Here is a 15,150-nt window from a genome sequence, read left to right as displayed (position 1 = left end):
CTCTGATACTACGTTTTACGATGCCAGCGACAGTGTCGGTTTCTGGCGGTGAGTGGCCAGCCATTCGCTGATGCGCGCCTGCTCGGCTTCACTCAGCCACATGCCCTGCTTGGTACGACGCCAGATAGCATCATCCAGTTCATACACCCATTCGTGTTTCACCAGGTAACGCAGTTCGGCTTCATAAAACTCATGGCCGAAGTTCTCACCGAGATCTGCCAGACTCTGCGCGCCTGCCAGCAACACTTCGGTGTTGCTACCAAAGGTGCGGGCATAATGACGCGCCATACCTTCGCTGATAAACGGATAACGGCGACGCAGACTGGCGGCGTAATCTTCGCGCGAACCGGCGATATTGCCTCCCGGCAGCACCGCCGTTTTAGTCCAGGCCGGGCCAGCGTTCGGGTAATACTTCGCCAGTTTTTCCAGCGCGTGTTCTGCCAGTTTACGGTAGGTCGTCAGTTTGCCGCCAAAGACGGACAGCAGCGGGGCCTGGCCGTGATCGTCATGGACATCCAGCGTGTAATCGCGAGTGATGGCCTGCGGTGAATCGGACTCGTCGTCACACAGCGGGCGCACACCCGAGTAGGTCCAGACGATATCTTCCTGCGTCAGCTGTTTTTTGAAGTGGCCGTTGTACACCTTCAGCAAATAGTTGATTTCGCTGTCGTCGATCTTCACTTCTTTCGGATCGCCTTTGTACTCGACGTCTGTGGTGCCGATGATCGAGAACTCATCCATCCACGGAATGACAAACACGATGCGGTGATCTTCGTTTTGCAGAATGTAGGCCTGTTTTTCACGATGCACGCGTGGCACCACGATGTGGCTACCTTTGATCAGACGGATGCCATACGGCGATTTCAACTTCAGGCCGTCGTCAAAGAACTGTTTCACCCACGGACCGGCCGCATTCACCAGCCCTTTGGCACGCCAGGTATAGGTTTTGCCGGTATCAATATCTTCAGCTTCCACCATCCACAGGCCAGCTTCACGCCAGGCGCGGGTTACGCGGGTGCGGGTGCGTACTTCACCCCCCTGTTTCACCACTTCCTGGGCATTGAGCACCACCATGCGCGCATCGTCCACCCAGCAGTCGGAATATTCGAATCCGCGCGTGATTTCAGACTTAAGTGCCGAATCTGCGCCAAAACGCAGGCTCTTACTGCCCGGCAGGCTGGTACGTTTGCCAAGATGGTCATACATAAACAGGCCCATGCGGATCATCCACGCCGGGCGTAAGTGCGGGCGGTGCGGCAGACGGAAGCGCATTGGGAAAGCAATGTGCGGTGCCATTTTCAGCAGCACTTCACGTTCCGCCAGAGCTTCGCCAACCAGGCGAAATTCGTAGTGTTCCAGGTAGCGCAGGCCACCGTGGATCAGTTTTGAACTGGCAGAGGAGGTTGCACAGGCCAAATCCCGCGCCTCCAGCATCAGCACCGACAGCCCGCGTCCTGCAGCGTCCACTGCAATGCCGGCACCGTTGATGCCGCCGCCGATAACGATCAGGTCTTTGGTTTCCACGTCATCTCCTCCGATGTTCGGAATCGTTCCTAAATGTTCGTTTTCGAGCATAATAATAATCGGAAACCAACATTGATGCCAGCGGTTAACCTAATAAAAACATCTTTGCGTGATACAGCTAACATTCCGGCAGGAAAAAAAACACAAACCCACATGCTTTATCAGGTTATGGCGCTCGCAACTCAGGGTAAACTAGGCGTTAATTGTGACGATGTGATGAGAGAAACCATGGAAACCTTCGAATGTATTAACGTCCTGCAGGCTCAGGAGCATCTGGCAAAAGGTGCGCAGCTGGTGGACATCCGCGATCCGCAAAGCTTCTCTCTGGGCCATGCCGCAGGCGCTCAGCACCTGTCGAATGACAACCTCGCCGATTTTATCAGCCAGGCCAATCATGACTTGCCTGTGCTGGTCATGTGCTACCACGGTAATAGCAGCAAAGGTGCCGCGCAGTTCCTGCTGGGACAAGGGTTTAGCGCGGCCTACAGTATTGATGGGGGATTTGATGCCTGGCGTGCGGCCTTCCCGGCTCAGGTGACCACGGGTACGATGTGAGCCTTTAGATAAAGGTATGGAGAGCACCGCATGATGCGCATTACCCAGTTCAATAATCCACGCATGGCGCAGGCGTTTGTGGACTATATGGCGACGCGTGGCGTCAGGTTAACGATTGAACGCGAAAGCCATTTTGTCATTCTGCTGGAAGACGAAAGCAAACTGGATATGGTCGAAAACGAACTCGCGCAGTTCGTGCGTGATCCCAACCATCCACGTTATCAGGCCGCCAGCTGGCACACCGGCAGCACGGAAAGTGGGTTACGTTATGAGCGCAGCAATATCTGGGCGAACATTCGTGAACGCGCAGGCCCGCTCACGATGACCATGATGATGGCCTGTGTTGCGGTGTTTATCCTGATGCAGGTGGTCGGTGATGAAACCATGCTCGGCTGGTTGGGCTGGCCCGATGGCCCGCAACAATATTTCCAGGTGTGGCGCTGGTTCAGCCATGCACTGCTGCATTTCTCCCTGCTGCATATTTTGTTCAACCTGATGTGGTGGTGGTATCTCGGCGGGGCGGTAGAAAAGCGTCTCGGTAGCGGGAAATTGTTTGTGATCATGCTCATTTCCGCGCTTCTCACCGGCTGGATGCAGGCCAAATTTAGTGGCGTGCTGTTTGGCGGTTTGTCTGGTGTGGTGTATGCGCTGATGGGATATTGCTGGCTGCGAGGCGAGCGCGATCCCGAAAGTGGTATTTATCTCGAGCGCGGTTTGATGGGGTTCGCTATTGTGTGGTTGATTATTGGCTGGTACGGCGCATTTGGCCTGTCGATTGCCAATGCGGCACACGTGACCGGGCTGCTGGTCGGGTTAGCGATGGCGTTCGTCGATACGCGTAAGAAAGTGGTGCGCCGTTAATACCAGAAGAAGAAAAACGCGGCATCAAGCCGTGAACAGGAGAGAGATGTGAAGCAGACGCAACGTCATGACGCCATTATCGATCTGGTCCGGCGTCAGGGATATGTCAGCACGGAAGAGCTGGTGGATCACTTTGAAGTCAGCCCACAAACCATCAGGCGTGATCTGAACGACCTTGCCGATCAGAACAAAATTCAGCGTCATCACGGCGGTGCAGCGCTGCCCTCCAGTTCGGAAAACACCGCCTGGCAGGACCGAAAAATGATGTGGTCGGCAGAAAAAGCGCGCATTGCCGAGCGCGTTGCCAGCCAGATCCCCGATGGAGCGACATTGTTTATCGATATCGGCACTACGCCAGAAGCGGTGGCGCATGCCTTGCTGAACCATAGCAATCTGCGAGTCGTCACCAACAACCTGAATGTCGCGATGCTGCTGATGGCGAAACCGGATTTCCGCGTCATCATTGCCGGTGGCGAAGTCCGTACCCGCGATGGCGGCATTATGGGGGAGGCTACCCTCGATTTTATCTCCCAGTTCCGCCTGGATTACGGCATTCTGGGGATCAGCGGTATCGATATGGATGGTTCACTGCTGGAGTTTGACTACCACGAAGTTCGCACCAAGCGCGCCATCATCGAAAACTCGCGTTGCGTGATGCTGGTGGTAGATCACTCCAAATTTGGCCGCAACGCCATGGTGAATTTGGGCAACATGAGCCTGATCGACTATCTGTACACCGACCTCACGCCACCTGCCAGCGTGATGAAGGTGATTGAGCAACACGAAGTGCAGCTCGAACTCTGCTAAATCACCCTGAGGCGGGTTTTTTTCTCTCCCGCCTTGTTTTCCTGTCGCTTTTTTCTCCTGACCCGTCTTTACTTATCCATTCAGGCCAGCATCCGGCCATGCGCTCCCCAATTTCGCTTCACCGTTACCGGACTTGGAAGGGATTGATATGTCGCAACAAAAATTCAATAAAGCGCGTTTTGACGCCGCACTTACCCGCCAGTGGCAATATCTTGGTCTTTCTTCAGCACAACAAATGACGCCGCAGCAATGGTGGCAGGCGCTGAGCGCTGCGCTGGCAGAGCTGTTGGCGACACAACCCCCCCTGACGCCACGCAAAGGCCAGCGGCACGTTAATTACCTGTCGATGGAGTTTTTGATTGGCCGTCTGACCGGCAATAACCTGATGAATCTCGGATGGTATCAGGCGGTGCAGGACGCGCTGGCGACTTATCAGGTTTCGTTAAGCGAGTTACTGGAAGAAGAGGTCGATCCGGCGCTCGGTAACGGTGGGTTGGGCCGTTTAGCCGCCTGTTATATGGATTCAATGGCCACCGTGGGGCAGGCGGCGATGGGGCATGGCCTGAATTATCAATATGGTCTGTTTCGTCAGTCGTTTGATGATGGCCAGCAAAAAGAAGCGCCAGATGACTGGCAGCGCGACCGTTATCCGTGGTTTCGCCACAACGCAGCGCAAGATGTGCAGGTCGGTATCGGCGGTAAAGTCGAGAAAACCGACAACGGCGGCGAGTACTGGCAGCCCGCTTTCTGGTTAAAAGGGGAAGCCTGGGATCTGCCGGTGGTGGGGTATCGCAATGGCGTGACGATACCGCTGCGACTGTGGAAAGCAACCAGCGAGCACCCGTTTGACCTGACGCTGTTTAATGACGGTAAATTTCTCCAGTCTGAGCAACCGGGGATTGAGGCGGCGAAACTGACCAAAGTGCTCTATCCCAACGATAACCATCAGGAAGGTAAACGCCTGCGCCTGATGCAGCAATATTTTCAGTGTGCCTGCGCGGTAGGCGACATTCTGCGGCGGCATCATCTGGCTGGACGTTCGGTACATGATCTGCCGGACTTCGAAGTCATCCAACTGAATGACACCCATCCAACCATTGCGATTCCTGAGATGTTGCGCCTGCTACTGGACGAACATCAACTGAGTTGGGATGACGCCTGGCACATTACCAGCCGCGTCTTTGCCTATACCAATCACACGCTGATGCCGGAAGCACTGGAGCGCTGGGACGAGCGGCTGGTGCGTAGTTTGTTGCCGCGCCATATGCAGATCATCCGTGAGATCAACCGTCGTCTGAAAAAGCGAGTGCAACAGCAGTGGCCGGATGATGAGGCGGTGTGGCAGAAACTGGCTGTAGTGGCGGAGGGGCAGGTACGGATGGCCAACTTGTGCGTGGTGAGCGGATTTGCCGTCAACGGTGTTGCCGCGCTGCACTCCGAGCTGGTGGTGAAAGATCTGTTCCCGGAATATCACCAGTTGTGGCCGAAGAAATTCCATAACGTCACCAACGGCATCACCCCGCGCCGCTGGCTTCAGCAGTGCAACCCGCGGCTATCGGCGCTGCTTGACGAGACATTGCAGGTGGAGTGGGCGAACAACCTGGAGGCCTTGAAGGCGCTGGAGCCGTTTGCCGCTAAAAAAGCCTTCCGTCAGAAGTACCGTAAAATCAAACAGGCCAACAAACAACAGCTGACGGAGTATATCCACCAGGTCACTGGCATTCAGGTCAACCCCGAAGCGTTATTTGACGTGCAGATCAAGCGCCTGCACGAATACAAACGTCAGCACCTCAGCTTGTTGCACATTCTCCATTGTTACCGTCAGCTGCGTGACGACCCGAACAATCCCGACTTTGTGCCGCGTGTGTTCTTGTTTGGCGCGAAAGCCGCACCGGGTTATTACCTGGCGAAAAACATTATCTATGCCATCAACAAGGTGGCCGAGGTGGTCAACAACGACCCGAAAGTGGGCGACAAACTGAAGGTGGTATTTATTCCTGACTACCGCATTACCGCCGCTGAACTGATGATCCCGGCGGCCGATCTCTCCGAACAGATTTCCACCGCGGGTTATGAAGCCTCCGGCACCGGCAATATGAAGCTGGCGCTGAATGGTGCGCTTACCATCGGTACGCTGGACGGTGCCAACGTGGAGATTGCGGCGGAAGTGGGTGAGGAGAATATCTTTATCTTTGGTCACACCGTCGATGAAGTGAAGGCGCTGAAAGCCGAAGGGTATCAGCCGAAAAAGCTGCGCAAAGCCAATAAACACCTCGACGGGCTGCTGAAAGAGTTGGAGAAGGGCAAATTCAGTGATGGCGACAAACACGCCTTCGATCTGCTGCTCAATAGCCTGACGAAAAACGGCGATCCCTGGCTGGTGCTGGCCGATTTCGATGCTTATGTCGAGGCGCAGCAGCGGGTGGAGGCGTTGTGGAAAGATCAGGAGGCCTGGACCAAAGCGGCGATCCTCAATACCGCGCGCACCGGGATGTTCAGTTCCGATCGCTCCATCCGTGATTACCAGAAACGTATCTGGCAGGCGAAAAGATGACGCTGAACAAGCTGGATCACGCCGCGCAAGCCGCCGGTATCGCGCTGCGATTTATCAATGCCAACGGCGAGCCGGAAACCATCAGTGATGAAACTAAGCGAGCGCTGCTGGCGGTGATGGACACGCCAGAGGGCAAAGCGCCGCCGCTGCCGCCGGTGCAGGTGTTTTGTGGGCGGGTGAAGCGCCAGTTGACACCACAGGGCAGTGGCGAATTCCACTGGCAGCTGATCTCCGAGCAGGGTAAGCATTTTCACGGCAGCGTGCAGGGTGGCGAGGCGCTGGCGCTGCCACCACGGCTGCCGCAGGGCTACCATCAGCTTATCTTGCGCAAAGGTCGCCAGCAGTGGCAAACCCGCATCATCCTCGCGCCGCGTCGTTGTTACCTGCCCGCACCGTTGGAGCAAGGTGAAAAGCGTTGGGGCGCGCTGGTGCAACTCTATACCCTGCGATCTGAACACAACTGGGGGATGGGGGATTTCGGCGATCTGGCACGGATGCTGGAGCAGGTGGCCGCGCACGGTGGTGACTTTGTGGGGCTCAATCCGCTGCACGCGCTCTATCCGGCACAACCGGAGATGGCCAGCCCATATAGCCCCACTTCGCGGCGCTGGTTGAATGTGCTGTATATCGATGTCAGCCAACTGGAGGATTTCCAGCAAAGTCGCGCAGCACAACGCTGGTGGAACAGCGCCAAAACCCGTCGGGAGCTGGAGAACGCGCGCGCCAGTGAGTGGGTGGATTACAGTGCAGTCGCAGCGTTGAAAATCCACGCGTTGCGTCTCGCCTGGCAGGCATTTTGTCAGCATGGGGAACAAAACAGTGCCTTCCGGCAATTTGTGGTGGAAGGGGGCGATCATCTGCGCTATCAGGCGGCGTTTGACGGCATTCAGGCGCAACGACAAACCGACGATCAACAGGCGTGGGGCTGGACTGGCTGGCCAGAGGGCTGGCGCAATGCGCACTTACCGGATGTGCAGCAGTGGTGTGCACAGCATGAGGATGAGATCCAGTTCTGGAGTTGGTTACAGTGGCTGGCGCAGCAGCAGTTTGCGCAATGTTGGCAGCGCAGCCAGCAGCTCGGCATGGCGGTGGGGTTGTATCGCGATCTGGCGGTGGGTGTGGCACAGGGCAGTGCGGAGACCTGGCAGGACCCACAACTCTACAAGTTAGGTGCTTCCGTCGGTGCACCACCAGACCGCCTCGGCCCGCTTGGGCAAAACTGGTCACTGCCGCCGCTTGATCCCCACGTGATGCGCGCGCGCGGCTACCAGCCGTTTATCGATCTGCTGCGCGCCAACATGCGCGATTGTGGTGCATTGCGTATCGATCATGTGATGGGGTTGCTGCGGCTGTGGTGGATACCTTATGGCGAAACGGCGGATAAAGGCGCGTATGTGGCTTATCCGGTAGAGGATCTGCTGGCGATACTCGCGCTGGAGAGCCAGCGCCATCATTGTATGGTGATCGGCGAGGATCTGGGTACGGTGCCGAAGGAGATTGTCAGCCTGCTGCGCCAGAGCGGTATTTTCTCCTGGAAGGTGCTGTGGTTCGAACAGAACCGCGATGAAAGCTATCGCCTGCCGCACGAGTATCCCCGTCAATCAATTGCCAGCGCCAGTACCCACGACCTGCCAACGCTGGCCGGATTCTGGGATGCGGGAGATTTGCTGCTGGGCAATAAGCTCGGGCTGTATCCCGGTGAAAGCGTGTTGCAGTCATTGCAGCAACAACGGGCAACACAGAAACAGGCACTGCTCGACGCCTTACATCAGGCGGGGGCGTTACCCAAACGCAGCGGCAAGCAGGCGGCGAAGTTAGCGATGTCGCCAGCACTTAATCTGGCGATTCACCGTTTCCTGGCGGCAACTGACAGCGCGTTATTGGGCCTGCAACCGGAAGACTGGCTGGGCATGACATCGCCGGTCAATGTACCGGGAACCGTTGAGCAATACCCTAACTGGCGTCGCAAGATCAGCGTCACGCTGGAGGTAATGTTTGCGGAGGAAGAGGTGCAGCGGTTGTTAAAAGGGGTAAGTGCCGGGCGCCAGGGGAAATAACACGCGCGGCAGCGTCGGGTCGCTGCCGCGCGTTGATAATCAGTAGTAGGAGTGCTCGCCGCGCTGATGTTCGGTGAGATCGCGCACGCCTTTCAGTTCCGGGAAGGCCGCCAGCAGCTCTTTCTCGATACCGTCTTTCAGCGTCACGTCAATCATCGAACAACCGTTGCAGCCGCCGCCGAATTGCAGAATGGCGTAGCCGTCATCGGTGATTTCCATCAGTGAAACGCGACCACCGTGGCCTGCCAGCTGCGGGTTGATCTGCGCCTGCAACAGATATTCCACGCGTTCTACCATCGGCGCATCGTCAGAGACTTTACGCATTTTGGCGTTTGGCGCTTTCAGCGTCAGCTGAGAACCGAGGTTGTCAGTGACAAAGTCGATTTCCGCGTCTTCCAGATAAGGGGCGCTCAGCTCGTCAACATAGGCTGACAGCTTTTCAAACTTCAGCTCGGTATCAGTGGCTTCTACTGCATCGGGTGGGCAGTAGGACACACCGCACTCAGCGGTAGGCGTACCCGGATTGATCACGAATACGCGGATTTGGGTGCCATCTTCCTGTTTTGACAGAAGTTTTGAGAAGTGCTCTTGGGCAGCATCAGTAATACGGATCATGGCGATTGCTCAATAGTTGACTAATTTAGTTGGTTATAATACGCCCAACGCCGACGCTCTACAAGGTACGGCACAGGCATCCAATCTGTACGCTGGCCGCGCCTGCGGCCTGCAACATGCGGCTGATTTCTGCCACCGTACTGCCGGTGGTCACCACATCGTCGATAAGCAAGATATGGCGTCCCGTTACCGGGATTTCAAGGCGAAACGCGCCGCGCAAGTTCTTTTTACGCGCCGATGCGCTCAGTTCATGCTGCACCGCTGCCCGACGTACACGACGGATGCCTTCCACGTAAGCACAACCTAACCAGTGTGCCAGCGGTTGCGCCAGCAGCTGCGCCTGGTTGTAACCGCGCCGCCAGTGGCGGTACTGGTGCAAAGGAACGCTGAGAATGATATCCGGTCGGGGGAGCGCATAGTGTCGCCGCATCGCTAACCACTTTAGCAAAAGCAGCCGCGCCAACATCACCCTGAGTGCGGTCGCGCGGCAAAACTTCAACTGATTTACCCAGTGGCTGAGTGGGGGAAGATAATCGCTGACGCAGATGAGCTGTTGCCACGGTGGCGGTCGTTGCAGGCAGCGCCCACAGACCCGATCGGCACGGGCGGGCAGACCACAGCATGGACAGCGTTCGGGTATTCGTGGCAACTGGCGTAAACAACTGCTGCACAGGCCGTGTTGTGCCAGCCGCAGCGGCAAACGGCATAGCCAACACAGGGCAGGGATTGGTAGCATAGCGACCTCCTTTTCACTTTCTGGATAATAACCTATGAGTTCGATCTGGTGGCACACCACAGGCACGGGCGATCGCGATCTTGTGCTGCTGCACGGCTGGGGATTGAATGCCGAAGTGTGGCAAAACATCATTCTGCGACTCAGCCCGCACTTTCGCCTGCACCTGGTCGACCTGCCCGGTTTTGGTCGAAGCCAAGGCTTTGCCGCGATGACCCTGCCCGAAATGGCACAACAGTTGGTGGCGCATTTACCCGAACGCAGCCTGCTTTTAGGCTGGTCGCTGGGGGGGCTGGTCGCCAGTCAATTGGCGCTCAGCGTGCCGGAACGCGTCAGCGGGTTGATCAGTGTGGCGTCGTCGCCGTGTTTCACCGCCAGTGCGGAATGGCCCGGCATCAAACCGGAGACGCTGCATGGCTTTCAGCAGCAGTTAAGCAGCGATTTTCAACGTACCGTGGAGCGCTTTCTGGCTTTACAGACGCTGGGCACGGAAAGTGCGCGTCAGGATGCACGTCAGTTGAAAGAGGTGGTGTTATCCCAGCCGATGCCGTCAGTTGCGGTGCTGGAAGGCGGTCTGGAGATGCTGCGCCACTGCGATTTACGCGCGTCGCTGGATGACCTCCAGCTACCCTTCCTGCGCCTGTATGGTTATCTGGATGGCCTGGTGCCTCGTCGTATCGCGGCCGAGTTGGATGCGCGTTGGCCGCACTCGCCTTCGGTGGTGATGGAGAAAGCGGCCCATGCACCGTTTATTTCCCATCCCGATGCATTTTGTCAGCATATTCTTAGCTTTAGTGACCCTCTGCCGCGCTAGCTGGCAATTCTCCCGGAAAGGTCAATACTTTCCGGGTGGGCAGGAATGCTTTACCTCTGAAACCAACGTCCTGCCGACATCTCTGCAAATCAAATAATAACTGAGGGTAATGACATGAAAGTTATCAACACGGTTGTGGCGGCGATGGTGATGGGCGCGATTTCCTTTTCGGCACTGGCAGCCAAAGAGGTGACCAAAGAAGAAGTACAGAAAATGAATCTGGAAAAAATTGGGACGGTGACCACCACGGCAGAAACCACGTCACCGATGGATGCCAGAAAAGAGTTGTCAAAACTGGCGGATGAAAAGGGTGGGAAATATTTCCTGGTAATTGCCGGCCGCGAACATGGCAAGTTCAGTGCCGTCGCGGATGTGTATAAATAATTAGCCTTTTAGCCACATAAATTGCCAGGCAGCCAGTCGCACAGGCTGGTTGCCATTAATATTCTCCCCACTGATTAAATCGTGAAACTGCCGTGCCTGCGGCAACATCGTCTCAATCTCACGTCCGCTGAGATTAAATACGCACAGTAGCGCTTCCTGGCTGTCAGGTTTGTAACGGCGCAGCACCAGCAACGCGTTATCGCTGTCGAACAACGTCATTGGGTTGTCGGGATGGAAAACGGGCTGACGTGTGCGTAACTGGATCAGCGCACTGAGGCGTTCAAACACTTGCTGGCGCAGCGCATTGCCACCACTGAGAAACTGCTCCATTTCGTGCAAGCTGAACTTTTCCCGATTGATGGCGCGGTTATGTCCGGCGGCATGTACCCCTTCGTTGTCGTTACGTGAACCGAGGATGCTTTGAATATAGATGGCGGGCACGCCGGGAAAAGCCAACAGGATGGCGTGAGCCAGCAGGAAACGGCGTAGTCGCGTATTGTCATCATCATCCTGACGATTTAGTGCATCCAGATAAGTGACGTTGATTTCATACGGGCTGGTGGTGCCGTCCGGGTTGTTTTTATAGGAAACCAGCGCGCCCTCCAGCGCCAGGTCACGCACCAGCGCCACAATCTCCACTTCCGACAAAATGCCGCGCGCTGGATTGAGGCCAATGCCATCATGGGAGGCGAGAAAGTTAAAGAAGGTGGTATCACCGCTGCCAATATCGAGCGAACTGGCCCATTGACGCAGCGCGCGCCCTGAGCCGGAGTGGATGGCATGCAGCACCAGCGGCGGCAACGAAAACTGATACACCATCTGTGCTTCGTCATGGCCGTTGCCAAAATAACTGATGTTGTCTTTGTGTGGCACGTTAGTCTCAGTAACGATCACCGTGCCCGGTGCCACCACATTGGCAATCGCGCGAAACAACTTCACCAGTTGATGGGTTTTCGGCAGATGGATGCAGTTGGTGCCCGGCGTTTTCCACATATAGCCCACCGCATCAAGCCGCACGTAGTCGGCACCCTTCTTCAGATAATCGAGCAACACGTTGACCATGCGGATCAGCACTTCCGGATTGGCGAAGTTGAGATCGATTTGGTCAGCGCTGAAGGTGGTCCAGATAAAACGCGTAGCACCATCGGCCATTTCGAATGGCGTCAGCAACGGCGAGGTGCGCGGGCGGGTCACGCCACTAAGGTCGGTCGCGGGGGGCATGCTGATAAAGAAATCATCCCAGCCGGGGTCCTGCGCCAGGAAGTGGCGAAACCAGCTACTGTGTGCGGACATGTGGTTACAGACAAAATCGAACATCAGCCGCGTATGGGTATGCAATGCCGCCACGTGTTGCCATTCGCCGCAAATCGGGTTGACCTGGTGATAGTCGATAACCGAGAAGCCGTCGTCCGAGGAGTAAGGAAAAAACGGCAGCAGATGGACCAGAGAAAAGGTGCCTTGCAGGTGTTGCTGATAAAAGCGCGAGAAGGTGGCAAGGGTGGGCACATCCGGCTCACGCAACTGGTCGGCGTAAGTAATAAGCACCACATCCTTCTCATCCCAGTGCGGTTTACGGGGGATTTTGACGGTATCCCGTGCTGCACGTATGTGGGAAAGCAGACGCTCACGAGCCGCCACAGGGAAGGTACCTGCGTAAATCTCATCAAGTAAGGCGTTGATAATATCCATCAGATCGCTGTGCCACGCGGAAGGTCATTTTTTCACACGGATTTTTTCAGCGTAGCTGGAAGGGGCGATTTATCAACCTGATGTGCGCGGCGACCCGATAGTCACCGCGCAAGTTACGGCAGGAGGTTAGCGTTTTTTGCCGAAAGCCGCGGCCAGCGCATCACCCATCGCGCTGTTACCGGCAGGCTGGCTGGCCGGTTTGGCCCGGCCTTTATTCGCCTGAGCCGGGCGCGCCGACTCCTTCCCGGCACTACGGTTGCCCGCGCCGCGCGCATTGCTCTCGCCTGGCTGTTCGTCCAGACGCATGGTGAGTGCAATACGCTTACGTTGCAGATCGACTTCCATCACTTTAACTTTGACGATATCACCGGCTTTCACCACCTGATGCGGATCTTCGACAAATTTATCCGACAGCGAGGAGATGTGAACCAGGCCATCCTGATGCACACCGATATCAACAAAGGCACCAAAGTTGGTGACGTTCGTCACTGCACCTTCCAGTATCATGCCCGGCAGCAGATCGTTGAGTGTCTCCACCCCTTCAGCAAACTGCGCGGTTTTGAACTCAGGGCGTGGATCACGGCCTGGTTTTTCCAGTTCTTTGATGATGTCGGTAACCGTGGGCAGACCAAAACGCTCGTCGGTAAACTCGCGTGCACTCAGGTTGCGCAGGCTACCCGGGTTGCCCATCAGCTCGCCCAGTGCCTGCTCGGTTGCCGCCAGAATGCGTTCAACCACCGGATAGGCTTCCGGGTGAACGGTAGAGGCATCCAGCGGGTTGTCGCCGTGGTTAATACGCAGGAAGCCCGCGCATTGTTCAAAGGCTTTTGGACCAAGACGGCTGACTTTCAGCAGCTGCTGACGGTTCTGGAAGCGACCATTTTCATCACGCCAGCTGACGATGTTCTGCGCCATCATACGGGTCAAACCGGCCACGCGGGTCAGCAGCGCCACTGAAGCGGTGTTGAGATCGACACCCACGGCGTTAACGCAATCTTCCACCACCGCGTCCAGTTTCTTCGCTAACTGGCTCTGGCTGACGTCATGCTGGTACTGGCCCACGCCGATGGATTTCGGATCGATCTTCACCAGCTCGGCCAGCGGGTCCTGCAAACGGCGCGCGATGGAAACCGCACCACGCAGTGACACGTCGAGGTCTGGGAACTCCAGCGCCGCCAGTTCTGAGGCAGAATAGACCGACGCACCCGCTTCGCTGACAATCACTTTCTGCGCTTTGATCTGCGGATATTGTTTCTGCACATCGAGGAAGAAACGTTCAGTCTCACGTGATGCGGTGCCGTTGCCAATGGCCACCAGTTCAACCTGGTGTTTGGCACACAACGCCGCGACAGCGGTCGCCGCTTTAGCGGCCTGCCCGGTATGGGGATAGATGGTATCGGTCGCGACCAGCTTGCCGGTGGCATCCACTACCGCGACCTTCACGCCGGTACGCAGGCCGGGATCGAGGCCCATGGTAGAACGCATACCCGCCGGAGCCGCCATCAGCAGGTCGTGCAGGTTACGCGCAAACACGTTGATGGCTTCATCTTCAGCGCGTTCGCGCACGGTGCCCATCAGTTCGGTTTCCAGATGCAGCAACACCTTGATACGCCAGGTCCAGCTCACCACCGCTTTACGCCAGCTGTCTGCCGGAGCGTTATTCAGACGCAAATTCAGATGGCTGGCAATCAGGGTTTCGCCGTGGCTTTCACGCGGTGCTTCGTCAAATTGCGGATCGGCATTCAGCGATAATTGCAGCACGCCTTCATTGCGGCCACGGAACATTGCCAGTGCGCGATGTGACGGGACGGTGCTGAGTGCTTCGTGATGATCGAAATAGTCGCGGAATTTCGCGCCTTCGTCTTCTTTACCTTCCACCACGCGGGAAACCAGGTGGGCGTTTTTCCACAGGTAATCACGCACTTTTGCCAGCAAGGTGGCGTCTTCAGCAAAACGCTCCATCAGGATATAGCGTGCGCCATCCAGCGCGGCGCGTACATCGGCAACGCCTTTGTCGGCATCGACATAACCGGCAGCCAATTGCTCCGGGTCGTGCGACGGGTCCTGCCACAGCGTGTCTGCCAGTGGTTCGAGACCGGCTTCGATAGCGATCTGACCCCGCGTGCGGCGCTTCGGTTTATACGGCAGGTAAAGGTCTTCCAGCTCGGTTTTGCTGAGGGTGCCATTAATGGCGCTGGCGAGGTCGGCGGTGAGTTTGCCCTGTTCGTCGATAGATTTCAGAATCGACTGGCGGCGCTCCTCCAGCTCACGCAGATAGCCAAGGCGGCTCTCCAACTGGCGCAGCTGGGTATCGTCCAGTCCGCCGGTGACTTCCTTACGGTAACGTGCGATAAACGGCACGGTATTCCCTTCGTCAAGCAGGCGGATGGCGGCGTCAACCTGTTCGTCACGCGCCTTCAGCTCACTTGCGATAATCTGGCTCAGCGAATCTTTCATCATCAGTTACTGTCTTGCTTACACGGGGTTAAGAAACAGGGGACAGTTATACGGGCTGAGGCTGCAAATTGCCATACGGCGGCAGGTGAATCCGTCATTT

Annotated in this window: 12 protein-coding genes; 7 read left to right on the top strand and 5 right to left on the bottom strand. The window is 56.6% G+C overall.

The annotated features are described in order from the left end of the window. Window positions 1–15 precede the first annotated feature (15 nt). Window positions 16–1,524 (bottom strand): glycerol-3-phosphate dehydrogenase, encoded by a 1,509-nt coding sequence (glpD, locus tag PAT9B_RS18745; protein WP_041525863.1) that lies wholly within the window; start codon window positions 1,522–1,524, stop codon window positions 16–18. 228 nt (window positions 1,525–1,752) lie between these two features. Here glpD and glpE point away from each other — a divergent pair, with 228 nt between their 5' ends. The 5 genes from glpE to malQ all read left to right on the top strand — a co-directional run bounded on the left by glpE (window position 1,753) and on the right by malQ (window position 8,358). After that, on the top strand, window positions 1,753–2,079 hold the full coding sequence (glpE, locus tag PAT9B_RS18740) for a thiosulfate sulfurtransferase GlpE (protein WP_041525862.1): 327 nt from the start codon (window positions 1,753–1,755) through the stop codon (window positions 2,077–2,079). A gap of 33 nt (window positions 2,080–2,112) precedes the next feature. Continuing rightward, the gene (glpG, locus tag PAT9B_RS18735; protein WP_041526016.1) at window positions 2,113–2,940 is read left to right on the top strand and encodes a rhomboid family intramembrane serine protease GlpG; all 828 of its coding nucleotides are present in this window, start codon (window positions 2,113–2,115) and stop codon (window positions 2,938–2,940) included. 48 nt (window positions 2,941–2,988) lie between these two features. After that, complete coding sequence (locus PAT9B_RS18730; RefSeq protein WP_013510838.1) at window positions 2,989–3,747, top strand: DeoR/GlpR family transcriptional regulator; 759 nt, start codon at window positions 2,989–2,991, stop codon at window positions 3,745–3,747. Window positions 3,748–3,895: 148 nt separating this feature from the next. Beyond that, window positions 3,896–6,301, top strand: a complete 2,406-nt coding sequence (malP, locus tag PAT9B_RS18725; RefSeq protein ID WP_013510837.1) for a maltodextrin phosphorylase — start codon at window positions 3,896–3,898, stop codon at window positions 6,299–6,301. Continuing rightward, entirely contained in the window at window positions 6,298–8,358 is a 2,061-nt protein-coding gene (malQ, locus tag PAT9B_RS18720; RefSeq protein WP_013510836.1) for a 4-alpha-glucanotransferase, read from the top strand. Before malP ends, malQ begins: the two co-directional genes overlap by 4 nt. A gap of 39 nt (window positions 8,359–8,397) precedes the next feature. Here malQ and nfuA read toward each other — a convergent pair whose 3' ends face one another. Both nfuA and gntX read right to left on the bottom strand, forming a co-directional pair. Then, window positions 8,398–8,973 carry a Fe-S biogenesis protein NfuA gene (gene nfuA, locus PAT9B_RS18715; RefSeq protein ID WP_013510835.1) on the bottom strand — a complete coding sequence of 192 codons (576 nt, stop codon included), beginning with the start codon at window positions 8,971–8,973 and terminating at the stop codon, window positions 8,398–8,400. 58 nt (window positions 8,974–9,031) lie between these two features. Next, window positions 9,032–9,709 carry a DNA utilization protein GntX gene (gntX, locus tag PAT9B_RS18710; protein ID WP_013510834.1) on the bottom strand — a complete coding sequence of 226 codons (678 nt, stop codon included), beginning with the start codon at window positions 9,707–9,709 and terminating at the stop codon, window positions 9,032–9,034. A 34-nt stretch (window positions 9,710–9,743) separates the two neighbouring features. Between gntX and bioH the strand changes: the two genes are divergently transcribed. Together bioH and PAT9B_RS18700 are read left to right on the top strand one after the other, a co-directional pair. Then, window positions 9,744–10,520: a pimeloyl-ACP methyl ester esterase BioH gene (bioH, locus tag PAT9B_RS18705; RefSeq protein WP_013510833.1), complete on the top strand. Its 777-nt coding sequence runs from the start codon at window positions 9,744–9,746 to the stop codon at window positions 10,518–10,520. Between the two features lie 114 nt (window positions 10,521–10,634). Next, window positions 10,635–10,904 (top strand): DUF1471 domain-containing protein, encoded by a 270-nt coding sequence (locus PAT9B_RS18700; protein ID WP_013510832.1) that lies wholly within the window; start codon window positions 10,635–10,637, stop codon window positions 10,902–10,904. Here the strand turns inward: PAT9B_RS18700 and PAT9B_RS18695 are convergent, their stop codons facing one another. Both PAT9B_RS18695 and PAT9B_RS18690 read right to left on the bottom strand, forming a co-directional pair. Beyond that, window positions 10,905–12,593 (bottom strand): alpha-amylase family glycosyl hydrolase, encoded by a 1,689-nt coding sequence (locus tag PAT9B_RS18695; RefSeq protein ID WP_013510831.1) that lies wholly within the window; start codon window positions 12,591–12,593, stop codon window positions 10,905–10,907. Between the two features lie 126 nt (window positions 12,594–12,719). Continuing rightward, complete coding sequence (locus PAT9B_RS18690) at window positions 12,720–15,050, bottom strand: Tex family protein (protein ID WP_041526015.1); 2,331 nt, start codon at window positions 15,048–15,050, stop codon at window positions 12,720–12,722. Window positions 15,051–15,150: the final 100 nt, after the last annotated feature.

Source organism: Pantoea sp. At-9b (assembly GCF_000175935.2).
Classification (GTDB): Bacteria; Pseudomonadota; Gammaproteobacteria; order Enterobacterales; family Enterobacteriaceae; genus Pantoea.
This window is presented reverse-complemented; position numbering and strand designations above follow the sequence as displayed.